11 protein-coding genes are annotated in these 12,004 nt (G+C 62.2%); 4 read left to right on the plus strand and 7 right to left on the minus strand.

The features are described 5' to 3' along the window. Positions 1-78 precede the first annotated feature (78 nt). The 6 genes from fba to tkt form a co-directional block, all read right to left on the minus strand. The gene (gene fba, locus LOY67_RS26115; protein ID WP_024778835.1) at positions 79-1,143 is read right to left on the minus strand and encodes a class II fructose-bisphosphate aldolase; all 1,065 of its coding nucleotides are present in this window, start codon (positions 1,141-1,143) and stop codon (positions 79-81) included. A 257-nt stretch (positions 1,144-1,400) separates the two neighbouring features. Continuing rightward, entirely contained in the window at positions 1,401-1,733 is a 333-nt protein-coding gene (locus LOY67_RS26120; RefSeq protein ID WP_265065037.1) for an MliC family protein, read from the minus strand. A gap of 57 nt (positions 1,734-1,790) precedes the next feature. Continuing rightward, positions 1,791-2,012 carry a hypothetical protein gene (locus LOY67_RS26125; protein ID WP_265065038.1) on the minus strand — a complete coding sequence of 74 codons (222 nt, stop codon included), beginning with the start codon at positions 2,010-2,012 and terminating at the stop codon, positions 1,791-1,793. 31 nt (positions 2,013-2,043) lie between these two features. Beyond that, positions 2,044-3,207: a phosphoglycerate kinase gene (locus LOY67_RS26130; RefSeq protein WP_265065039.1), complete on the minus strand. Its 1,164-nt coding sequence runs from the start codon at positions 3,205-3,207 to the stop codon at positions 2,044-2,046. Positions 3,208-3,231: 24 nt separating this feature from the next. Beyond that, entirely contained in the window at positions 3,232-4,308 is a 1,077-nt protein-coding gene (epd, locus tag LOY67_RS26135; protein ID WP_265065040.1) for an erythrose-4-phosphate dehydrogenase, read from the minus strand. A 149-nt stretch (positions 4,309-4,457) separates the two neighbouring features. Then, positions 4,458-6,455, minus strand: coding sequence for a transketolase (tkt, locus tag LOY67_RS26140; protein ID WP_265065041.1), 1,998 nt, complete (start codon positions 6,453-6,455; stop codon positions 4,458-4,460). A 256-nt stretch (positions 6,456-6,711) separates the two neighbouring features. Here tkt and LOY67_RS26145 point away from each other — a divergent pair, with 256 nt between their 5' ends. After that, positions 6,712-7,707 (plus strand): ArsR/SmtB family transcription factor, encoded by a 996-nt coding sequence (locus tag LOY67_RS26145; RefSeq protein WP_265065042.1) that lies wholly within the window; start codon positions 6,712-6,714, stop codon positions 7,705-7,707. 19 nt (positions 7,708-7,726) lie between these two features. Then, entirely contained in the window at positions 7,727-8,917 is a 1,191-nt protein-coding gene (gene metK / locus LOY67_RS26150; protein ID WP_047702401.1) for a methionine adenosyltransferase, read from the plus strand. 84 nt (positions 8,918-9,001) lie between these two features. Here metK and LOY67_RS26155 read toward each other — a convergent pair whose 3' ends face one another. After that, positions 9,002-9,622 carry a LysE family translocator gene (locus tag LOY67_RS26155; RefSeq protein WP_265065043.1) on the minus strand — a complete coding sequence of 207 codons (621 nt, stop codon included), beginning with the start codon at positions 9,620-9,622 and terminating at the stop codon, positions 9,002-9,004. 205 nt (positions 9,623-9,827) lie between these two features. Between LOY67_RS26155 and ligB the strand changes: the two genes are divergently transcribed. Both ligB and LOY67_RS26165 read left to right on the plus strand, forming a co-directional pair. Further along, positions 9,828-11,501, plus strand: a complete 1,674-nt coding sequence (ligB, locus tag LOY67_RS26160) for an NAD-dependent DNA ligase LigB (protein ID WP_265065044.1) — start codon at positions 9,828-9,830, stop codon at positions 11,499-11,501. A 90-nt stretch (positions 11,502-11,591) separates the two neighbouring features. After that, the gene (locus LOY67_RS26165) at positions 11,592-11,987 is read left to right on the plus strand and encodes a DUF1090 domain-containing protein (protein WP_265065045.1); all 396 of its coding nucleotides are present in this window, start codon (positions 11,592-11,594) and stop codon (positions 11,985-11,987) included. Positions 11,988-12,004: the final 17 nt, after the last annotated feature.

The raw sequence follows: 12,004 nt of genomic DNA on the forward strand, positions 1-12,004 counted from the left end.
CGAAACGAGGAGGTCAAAAATAAATCCCGCGCATAAAAAAACCCGCATTGATCACTGCGGGCTTTTTCCGTTCAGGCCTCAGTTGACCTTGGCGTTCAACTCACCTTTCAGATAACGCTGGAACATCGCTTCCATGGAGATCGGCTTGATCTTCGAAGCATTACCCGCCGTACCAAACGCCTCATAGCGCGCGATACACACATCACGCATCGCAGTCACTGTCGCGCCAAAGAATTTACGCGGATCGAACTCGCTCGGGTTGGTCGCCATCAAACGACGCATTGCACCGGTAGACGCCAGGCGCAGGTCAGTGTCGATGTTGACCTTGCGCACGCCGTGCTTGATGCCCTCGACGATTTCCTCGACCGGCACGCCGTAGGTTTCCTTGATGTCGCCACCGTACTGGTTGATGATCGCCAGCCATTCCTGCGGCACCGAGGACGAGCCGTGCATCACCAGGTGGGTGTTGGGGATGCGCTTGTGGATTTCCTTGATGCGGTCGATCGCCAGCACGTCGCCGGTCGGCGGCTTGGTGAACTTGTAGGCGCCGTGGCTGGTGCCGATGGCGATGGCCAGGGCGTCGACCTGGGTTTTCTTGACGAAGTCGGCGGCTTCTTCCGGGTCGGTCAGCATCTGGCTGTGGTCCAGCACGCCTTCTGCGCCGATACCGTCTTCTTCACCGGCCATGCCGGTTTCCAGCGAGCCCAGGCAACCCAGTTCACCTTCCACCGAGACGCCGCAGGCGTGGGCCATGGCCACGGTTTGTTGGGTGACGCGCACGTTGTATTCGTAGTCGGTCGGGGTCTTGCCGTCTTCGCCCAGGGAACCGTCCATCATCACCGAGCTGAAGCCCAGTTGGATGGAGCGCTGGCAGACGTCAGGGCTGGTGCCGTGGTCCTGGTGCATGCACACCGGGATATGCGGGAATTCTTCGATTGCCGCCAGGATCAGGTGACGCAGGAACGGCGCACCGGCATATTTGCGAGCGCCGGCCGAGGCCTGGACGATCACCGGAGAGTCGGTCTTGTCAGCGGCTTCCATGATGGCGCGCATCTGCTCAAGGTTGTTGACGTTAAAGGCTGGAACGCCGTAGCCGAACTCGGCTGCGTGGTCCAGCATCTGACGCATGCTGATAAGTGCCATTGTGTGTCTCTCCCGGTCGAGGGTCGTTAATCGTGCCAGCCTGCCGTAGCGGCGGCGGCTATTCAAGTCATTGCGGGTCGGGGGGGTTAGCCTCGGCCTGCGTGTTCGGTGTCACAAAATACAGAACTGAGAACCCCCTGTGGGAGCGAGCTTGCTCGCGATGAGGACGCCACATTCAACATTAATGTTGCCTGATACGCCGCTATCGCGAGCAAGCTCGCTCCCACACAGGATCTGTGGGGATCCATTCAATCTTCTTACTGCGCCTTGCAACCCCGGCCAATCAAATCATTGGTGGCAACCCAGTACGCCAGGCCTTCGTCACCGTTGATGTGAAACGCCAGCATGTCGTCGCTGTACAGCGCGCCCGACGCACCCGGCTCCTGCTTCAGGTGGTAAACCTGCTCGGCCCCGCCGAGGCGCACATCGACTGCCGTGCGGGTGCCGTCGGTGTAGCGCCAGAGCACCTTGGCCTCGCTGTCGCAGGTCCAGGTCGTCCAACCCGCCACAGGCTCGGAAGCACTGGATAAACCCAACTGCGCGCAACCGGCCAGCAATGCCAACGCCACAACGGCGATCAAGCCTTTCATCCGTGTTCCTCGACCGACGGCGCATGCCGCCAGCCATGAGTTAAAGGGTCAGACCCGTCAAGGACAACCATGTTCCTTGGCCGGGGTTTGCGTTTCGTATTTGTCCAGACCGTCCGGCCCCGAGCGCTTGTTCAGCACCGGGTTGGTTTCCGCCTGCCAGTCCGCCTGGTAGCAGCCTGGCTCCGGATCGCTGGCGGCCGGTTCCGGCGTCGCTTGCGGGTGACTCCCGCAAGCGGCCAGGGCCGCGGTCAACAACAAAAGCGTCCACGTCTTGACCATAAAAACACTCCCTTGCCTGGTCAATGCAGCCTCAGGCCTTGGCCCGGCTTTCCAGGACTTCTACCGCCGGCAGCACTTTGCCTTCGACGAACTCGAGGAACGCACCGCCGCCGGTGGAAATGTAGGAGATCTGTTCGGCCACACCATATTTGTCGATGGCTGCCAAGGTGTCGCCACCACCAGCGATGGAAAATGCAGCGCTGTCGGCGATGGCCTGGGCCAGGACCTTGGTGCCGTTGCCGAACTGGTCGAACTCGAACACACCGACCGGGCCGTTCCACAGGATAGTCCTAGAGGATTTCAACAATTCGGCAAAGTTGGCCGCCGTCTGTGGGCCGATGTCCAGGATCATGTCGTCGGCAGCCACGTCGGCGATGGCCTTGACGGTAGCAGCCACGCTTTCGGCGAATTCCTTGGCGACCACCACATCCACCGGCAACGGCACGCTGACCTTCGCGGCGATTGCCCGGGCGGTGTCCAGCAGATCCGGCTCATACAGGGACTTGCCGACCGGGTGACCGGCTGCGGCGAGGAAGGTGTTGGCGATGCCGCCGCCGACGATCAACTGGTCGCAGATCTGGCTCAGGCTGTTGAGCACGTCGAGTTTCGTCGAAACCTTGGAGCCGGCGACGATGGCAGCCATCGGCTTGGCCGGCGCACCCAGGGCCTTGCCCAGTGCATCCAGTTCAGCGGCCAACAGCGGACCGGCCGCGGCGACCTTGGCGAACTTCGCCACGCCGTGGGTCGAACCCTCGGCACGGTGGGCGGTGCCGAAAGCGTCCATCACGAACACGTCGCACAGGGCGGCGTATTGCTGGGCCAACTCGTCGGCGTTCTTTTTCTCGCCCTTGTTGAAGCGCACGTTTTCGAACAGCACGACATCACCGGCCTTCACATCGACGCCACCCAGGTAGTCAGCCACCAGCGGCACTTCGCGACCCAGGGCACGGCTCAGGTAGTCGGCCACGGGCTTGAGGCTGTTTTCGGCCGAGAACTCGCCTTCGGTCGGACGGCCCAGGTGGGAGCAGACCATCACGGCCGCACCTTTTTCCAGGGCCAGCTTGATGGTCGGCAGCGAAGCCAGGATACGCGCGTCGCTGGTGACGACACCGTCCTTCACAGGGACGTTGAGGTCTTCGCGGATCAGTACGCGCTTACCTTGCAGATCGAGGTCGGACATCTTCAACACGGTCATGGGTCGCAATTCCTGGATAACTGTTTAGGGAGCAGGTTTGTTGGAAACAGAGGCCGCCAGCGAAGTCGCCGCTTGCAGATAATGTTCGGCAACGTCGAGCATTCGGTTGGCAAAACCCCATTCGTTGTCGAACCAGGCCAGGATGTTCACCAGCCTCGGGCCGGATACACGGGTCTGGCTGGCATCGACGATGGCCGAATGCGGGTCATGGTTAAAATCACAACTGGCATGGGGCAACTCGGTGTAGGCCAGAAGGCCCTTGAGCGGGCCGTTGGTAGCGGCTTCGCGCAGGATCCGATTGACCTCGGTGGCGTCGGTGTCGCTCACGGTCTGCATCGTCATGTCGAGGCAGGACACGTTGACCGTCGGCACTCGCACGGCTTTGGCCTGAATTCTCCCCGCAAGTTCCGGCAGCAGCCGTTCAATGCCACGCGCCAGACCAGTGGACACCGGAATCACCGACTGGAACGCCGAACGGGTGCGGCGCAAGTCTTCGTGATGATAGGCATCGATCACCGGCTGATCGTTCATCGCCGAGTGGATGGTGGTGATCGACACGTATTCCAGGCCAATGGCCTGATCCAGCAGGCGCAACAGCGGCACGCCGCAGTTGGTGGTGCAAGACGCGTTGGAGACCAGCAGTTCGTGCCCGGTCAGGCAATCCTGGTTGACGCCGTAGACGATGGTGGCGTCCACATCCGCTTCGCTGGCCATCGGCTGGGAAAACAGCACTCGCGGCGCACCGGCCGCAAGGAAACGCTCGCCGTCTTCGCGGGTGTGGTAGGCCCCGGAGCACTCGAGCACCAGATCGACGCCCAGGGACGCCCAGTCGATGCCTTCGGGAGTGGCACTGCGCAGGACTTTCACGCAGTTGCCATTAATGTGCAGACAATCGCCCTCGACCCGCACTTCGCCGGGGAACCGGCCATGGGTGGAGTCGAAGCGTGTCAGGTACTCGATGCTGGCCATGTCGGCCAGATCGTTGATTGCGACGATCTCGAAACCGGCCTCAGCCCCTCGCTCGAACAACGCACGCAAGACGCAACGACCAATCCGGCCGTAGCCGTTGAGTGCAACTTTGTAGGGACGCGGTTGGAGCATAGGGGTCTTTGGCCTGATTGAATCCGTTAATACAGTAGCGTCTGAACCAACGCCATCGCGAGCAGGCTCGCTCCCACAGGGGTCGGTGGAGATCCTTGTGGGAGCGAGCCTGCTCGCGATGGCGTCAGAGCAAGCAGCCTGTTTGCAGATCAGTCTTCCAGCAACTCTTCAGCCTGGCCCAGGATGTTTTCCAGGGTAAAGCCGAATTCCTCGAACAACGCCGGCGCAGGTGCCGACTCGCCGTAGGTGGTCATGCCGATCACGCGGCCTTCCAGGCCCACGTACTTGTACCAGTAATCGGCATGAGCAGCCTCGATGGCGATCCGGGCGCTGACCTGCAACGGCAGGACCGCCTGCTTGTAGCCGGCGTCCTGGGCGTCGAACACGCTGGTGCAAGGCATGGACACCACGCGCACGTTGCGGCCCTGCTCGGTCAGCTTGTCGTAGGCCTGAACAGCCAGGCCGACTTCGGAACCGGTAGCGATCAGGATCAGCTCAGGCTCGCCGATGCAATCCTTGAGCACATAGCCGCCACGGGCGATCTCGTCGATCTGGCTGACTTCGCGAGCCTGATGCTGCAGGTTCTGACGGGAGAAGATCAGCGCCGACGGGCCGTCGTTGCGTTCGATGGCGTACTTCCAGGCCACCGCCGATTCCACCGCGTCACAAGGGCGCCAGGTGTCCAGGTTCGGGGTGCAACGCAGGCTCGCCAGTTGCTCGATCGGCTGGTGAGTCGGGCCGTCTTCGCCCAGGCCGATGGAGTCGTGGGTGAACACGTAGAGCACGCGCTTCTTCATCAACGCCGACATGCGCACGGCATTGCGGGCGTATTCCATGAACATCAGGAAGGTGGCGCCGTAAGGCACCAGGCCGCCGTGCAGCGCAACCCCGTTCATGATCGCGCTCATGCCGAATTCACGAACGCCGTAGTACATGTAGTTGCCGCTGGCGTCTTCGGCGCTGACACCCTTGCAGCCTTTCCACAGGGTCAGGTTGGAACCGGCCAGGTCGGCCGAACCGCCGAGCAGTTCCGGCAGCAATGGGCCGAAAGCGTTCAGGGTGTTCTGGCTGGCCTTGCGGCTGGCGATGGTTTCGCCCTTGGCCGCGACTTCGGCGATGTAGGCCGAGGCTTTTTCGGCGAAGTCGGCCGGCAGTTCACCGCTCAGGCGACGCACCAACTCGTTGGCCAACTCAGGGAATTCGGCGGAATAGGCCGCGAAACGCTGGTCCCATTCGGCTTCGAGGGCACGGCCTTTTTCCTTGGCGTCCCACTCGGCGTAGATGTCCGCCGGAACTTCGAATGGACCGTGGTTCCACTTCAGCGCAGCGCGGGTCAGGGCGATTTCCTCGGCACCCAGTGGCGCGCCGTGGCAGTCTTCCTTGCCTTGCTTGTTCGGCGAGCCGAAACCGATGGTGGTCTTGCAGCAGATCAGGGTCGGCTGGCTGCTCTTGCGGGCGGTCTCGATGGCGGTCTTGATCTCTTCCGGATCGTGGCCATCGACGTTGCGGATCACCAGCCAGTTATAGGCTTCGAAACGCTTGGGGGTGTCGTCGGTGAACCAGCCCTCGACTTCGCCATCGATGGAGATGCCGTTGTCGTCATAGAAAGCGATCAGCTTGTCCAGGCCCAAGGTGCCGGCCAGGGAGGCGACTTCGTGGGAAATGCCTTCCATCATGCAGCCATCACCCAGGAACACGTAGGTGTGGTGGTCGACAACGTTATGCCCCGGGCGGTTGAACTGCGCCGCCAGGACTTTTTCCGCCAGGGCGAAGCCCACGGCATTGGCCAGGCCCTGACCCAGCGGGCCGGTGGTGGTTTCCACGCCCGGGGTGTAGCCGTATTCCGGGTGGCCCGGGGTGCGGCTGTGCAGTTGACGGAAATTTTTCAGGTCATCGATCGACAGGTCGTAGCCGGTCAGGTGCAGCAGCGAGTAGATCAACATCGAGCCGTGACCGTTGGACAGCACGAAGCGGTCACGGTCGGCGAACGATGGATTGCTCGGGCTGTGCTTGAGGTAGTCGCGCCACAGCACCTCGGCGATATCCGCCATGCCCATTGGGGCACCTGGGTGGCCGCTGTTGGCTTTCTGCACGGCATCCATGCTGAGGGCACGAATGGCATTGGCACGCTCACGACGGCTGGGCATCGCTGATCTCCTGGGGTTTGAATAACGAAACTGAAAAAAGGCGTGCATTTTCCCTCACCCACCGGCCCGGGGCAATGACAGATAGTCATACAGAGCGGTTTTTCCGGTGGATAAAGGCGCTTTCGCCAGGTGAAACCTTTCCGCGGATGGTTTGTAGAGTAAAGCCCGTTTCGGGAAGTGCCATTTATCGAGCAATATCAAAACTTTTTGATATTGAACTTGCGGTGATCCAGACCCATCACTAGACTGCCGCCCTATGAACTTACGCGTGCCGTCCATCCGCCATGAAGACAGCGATGAGCTGGCGGCCCTTTGCAAGGCCGGCGGCGATCCGTTGCGGCTCAATGTATTGCGCGCCCTGGCCAACGACTCGTTCGGCGTACTGGAACTGGCGCAGATCTTCGGCATCGGTCAGTCCGGCATGAGCCATCACCTCAAGGTCCTGGCCCAGGCCGACCTGGTGGCAACCCGTCGTGAAGGCAATGCCATTTTCTATCGCCGCGCCCTGCCCCATACCGATCTGTTGGGTGGCAAGCTGCACGCGGCATTGCTGGACGAAGTGGACGAATTGGACCTGCCGATCGAGGTGCAGGCGCGCATCGCCCAGGTACACGGGCAACGAGCCGCTGCCAGCCAGGACTTTTTCGCACGGGTGGCAGAGAAGTTTCGTGCCCAGCAGGACCTGATCGCGGGACTGCCGCAGTACCGTGAGAGCGTCGTGGCGCTGCTCGACAAGCTGAGCTTCGAGCCTGCCGCCACCGCCATCGAAGTCGGCCCCGGCGACGGCGCCTTCCTGCCGGAACTGGCGCGGCGCTTCAGCCAGGTGACGGCGCTGGACAACAGCCCGGCCATGCTCGAACTGGCGCGCCAGGTGTGCGAACGCGAAAAGCTGACTCATGTCAGCCTGCAATTGGCCGATGCCTTGGAGGGCGTGAACCTGCAGGCCGATTGCGTTGTATTGAATATGGTACTGCACCATTTCGCCGCACCGGCCGATGCGCTCAGGCACATGGCCGGCCTGCTGCAACCAGGCGGTAGCCTGTTGGTGACAGAGTTATGCAGCCACAACCAGAGTTGGGCCAGGGAGGCCTGCGGTGATCTCTGGCTGGGGTTTGAACAGGACGATCTGGCCCGTTGGGCCACCGCTGCGGGCCTCGTGCCCGGGGAAAGCCTCTATGTAGGCTTACGTAATGGTTTCCAGATCCAGGTTCGCCATTTTCAGCGACCGGCTGGCGACACTCACCATCGGTAACTTGTAGGAAAACATCGAGATGAGCGAATACTCCCTTTTCACCTCCGAGTCCGTGTCTGAAGGGCATCCGGACAAAATCGCCGACCAGATTTCTGATGCGGTGCTGGACGCCATCATTGCTGAAGACAAGTTCGCCCGCGTGGCGTGCGAGACTCTGGTGAAAACGGGCGTGGCGATCATCGCCGGCGAAGTCACCACCTCGGCCTGGGTCGACCTGGAACAGATCGTCCGTGACGTCATCCTGGGCATCGGCTACAACAGCTCCGACGTCGGTTTCGACGGCGCGACCTGCGGCGTGATGAACATCATCGGCAAACAATCGGTGGACATCGCCCAAGGCGTTGACCGCAGCAAGCCGGAAGACCAGGGCGCCGGCGACCAGGGCCTGATGTTCGGCTACGCCAGCAACGAAACCGACGTGCTGATGCCGGCTCCGATCACCTTCTCGCACCAACTGGTGCAGCGCCAGGCCGAAGCCCGTAAATCCGGCCTGCTGCCGTGGCTGCGTCCGGATGCCAAGTCCCAGGTCACCTGCCGTTACGAAAACGGCAAGGTGGTGGGTATCGACGCCATCGTGCTGTCGACCCAACACAACCCTGAAGTGTCCTACAAAGACCTGCGCGAAGGCGTGATGGAACTGATCGTCAAGCACGTGCTGCCTGCCGAGCTGCTGAACAAGGACACCCAGTTCCACATCAACCCGACCGGCAACTTCATCATCGGTGGCCCGGTGGGCGACTGCGGCCTGACCGGTCGCAAGATCATCGTCGACAGCTACGGCGGCATGGCCCGTCACGGCGGTGGTGCATTCTCCGGCAAGGATCCATCGAAGGTTGACCGCTCGGCGGCCTACGCCGGTCGCTATGTGGCCAAGAACATCGTCGCCGCCGGCCTGGCCGAGCGCTGCGAGATCCAGGTTTCCTACGCCATCGGCGTTGCCCAGCCTACGTCGATCTCGCTGAACACCTTCGGCACCGGCAAGATCGGCGACGACAAGATCATCAAGCTGGTCCGTGAGGTGTTCGACCTGCGTCCATACGCCATCACCACCATGCTCGACCTGCTGCACCCGATGTACCAGGAAACCGCAGCCTACGGCCACTTCGGTCGCACGCCGCAAACCAAGACTGTCGGTGGCGACACGTTCACCACCTTCACCTGGGAAAAAACCGACCGCGCCGACGCCCTGCGCGCCGCTGCCGGCCTGTAATACCCGCTGCTATGAAAAAGCCCCTGGCGACTTGGTCGCCAGGGGCTTTTTCATGCTTGGTTGCACAAGTCTGCCGCCGAAACTTCAGGAACGCCGCGCCACCAGCAGGAACGAAGCCGCGCTCGCCAACAGTCCTGCACACATCCGGTTGAACAAGCGCTTGCCACTGGGTTGGGCAAACAGCTTGCGCGCATAGATACCCATGTAGCAATACAACCCGATGGCGATGCACTCCAACGCCAGGAACAGCCCGCCCAGCACGGCGAACTGCTGGGTGACCGTACCGGAGCGGTCGACGAACTGCGGTAGAAACGCGGTAAACAACAGGATTGCCTTGGGATTGCCGATCGCCACCAGGAATTCCTGGCGCGCCAGTTGCCCCATGCCCTTCGAGCCCATCGCAGCTTCACCACCGGCCTCGGGTCGGGCCCGCCACAGTTGCACGGCGAGGTAGAACAGATACCCGGCACCCACGAGCTTGATCCCCAGGAACAACAATTCCGAGGTATGCAGCACAGCCGTCAGGCCCACCGCCGCCAGGGCAATCATGATCGCGAACGCCAGCAGCCGGCCCATGCCACCGCTGCACGCCCGGACGAAGCCATAACGCGAGGCGTTGCTGATGGACAACAGGTTATTCGGTCCTGGCGCCATGTTCAGGGCGAAACAGGCCGGAATGAAAACAGCGAGTGTCGTCAGGTCCATCGGGGGCACTCCTGGCAGCGCGGATCGGAGGTCCATTCTGCACCGGCCAGCAATGGGTTCAAGAGACAGTTACCCGATCAAATCGCACTCCACTGTACCGCCGCAGTAGTGCCATCAGGCTCGGCAAAATCCGGTAACCATCCGGCCCTGGCACCCTCTGCTTCAGTGACTAGCCTTCAGCACATCACCCAGCAAGGATGCTTCGATGCTGCCGTTATTGTGTGTACTCGCCTTTTTGATACTCGCCCCCACCCCCGCTATTGCGGCGCCTTGCCCCGATTGGCCCAACGAACGTGCCGGGCTGGAGGTTGCGGCCTTGCAGCGGCAGATCGACGCGTGGGACGACAGCTATCACCGTCTCGGCCGGTCGCTGGTGGCCGATGAGCTTTACGATCAGTTCCGCACGCAACTGAGCCAATGGCGCAGCTGTTTTGATCTGCCTCCACCCGCTGACCCGCTGCGCTCGACGGGCGGGAAAGTGCCGCACCCGGTCGCTCACACCGGCCTGGATAAACTGAAGGATACGGCTGCCGTGCGGGCCTGGCTGCAAAATCGGCAGGGCATCTGGGCCCAGCCGAAAGTCGACGGTGTGGCGGTCACCCTGATCTATCGCGAAGGTCGGCTGCATCAGGCGATCAGCCGCGGCGATGGCGTTCAAGGACATGACTGGACGGCGACGGCGCGCAAGATCGGCGCCATTCCCCAGCGCCTGCGGCGACCTTCGGACCTGCTCGTTCAGGGCGAGTTGTACTGGCGACTGAACGATCATGTGCAGGCCAGAAGTGGCAGTCTCAATGCCCGGGCAACCGTGGCGGGGTTGATGGCCCGCAAGGAGCTGACATCTGAAGAAGCGTCAGGCATCGGCCTGTTCACCTGGGACTGGCCCGAAGGGCCGGCTACCCTGCCTGAACGGGAGGCCGCACTGGCTGCACTGGGCTTCGCCGACACCCGCGACTACAGCCAGCCTGTCCAGGTGCTGGCCGACGCCGAGCGCTGGCGCGACCACTGGTATCGCACGCCGCTGCCATTCGCCAGCGATGGGATCGTCCTGCGCCAAAGTCATCGACCGCCGGCCGACCGCTGGCAGGCCAAGGCGCCGTTCTGGAGCGTGGCCTGGAAATACCCTTACGCCCAGGCACTGGCACAGGTGCGCAAGGTGCACTTCAAGATCGGGCGCACCGGACGCATCACACCGCTGCTGGAACTTGAGCCGGTGATGCTCGACGACCGACAGATCCGCCGGGTAAGCGTCAGCTCCCTCAAGCGTTGGGAGGCCATGGACATCCGCCCCGGAGACCGGGTAGCCATCAGCCTCGCCGGGCTGACCATCCCACGTCTCGATGGCGTCGTGCTGCGCGGTGTCGAACGAGCGGACATCACTGTCCCCGTGGCGGCGGATTATCATCCGCTGAGTTGCTGGCAACCGACGCCCGGCTGCGAAAGCCAATTCCTCGCACGCCTGAACTGGCTCAGCGGCAAGCACGGCCTCGCCCTGCCCCATGTCGGCCCCGGGACCTGGGAGAAACTCCTTGCTGCGGGCCGACTTGACGGATTGCTGGATTGGATGACCCTCGATGCCGCCGAGCTTGCTAACATGACCGGCTTCGGCGAGCGCAGCAGCACCCGTCTGCTCGCCAGCCTGCACAGCGCCCGACAACGCCCGTTCGATCAATGGCTAAAGGGCCTAGGGCTGCCACCCACCGGGGAGGCCCGCCTGGATGGGCCGTGGCAGGTGCTGGCCGAACGAACGACCGAACAATGGCAAGCCGAAGCCGGCATAGGGCCGGGACGCGCCGCGCAACTGAGCGCTTTTTTTCGCGACCCGCAAGTGCTGGCGTTGAGTGAAGTATTACGCACTGCCGGGGTCGAAGGTTTCTGACATTGTCCCGCGCAGTTGAACCCAAGGGGCGGACATGCGTTCCAACAGCGCATCTGGACCGACCGCTCGCGAGCTTTTTACGGAGTTGCTATGAATTTCCTGCCCCCCCTTGCCCTGCTGGTCTTGTGCACCGCCATGGCCACGCCCCTGATGGCGGACGAGCAAACCCCGGAATTGACCGGCTGCGCAGCCAAGCGCCAGGGCATCATCAACCAGATCGAACTGGCCAAGTCCCGAGGCAATGCGGACCAGCAAGCAGGCCTGGAAACCGCCCTCAATGAAGTCACCACCCATTGCACCGACGCATCCTTGCGCAAGGAACGTGAAACCAAGGTGCTCGACGCCAAGCACGAAGTCAGCCGTCGCCAGGCCGACCTGGAAAAGGCCATGAAAAAAGGCGACCCCGAGCGCATCAACAAGCGCAAGGACAAGCTGGCAGCCTCCCGCAAGGAACTGCAGGAGGCGGTGGATGAGTTGGACAAATAAGCTCGCAACTTGAAGCG

The sequence above is a fragment of the Pseudomonas sp. B21-056 genome (assembly GCF_026016325.1).
Taxonomy (GTDB): Bacteria; Pseudomonadota; Gammaproteobacteria; order Pseudomonadales; family Pseudomonadaceae; genus Aquipseudomonas.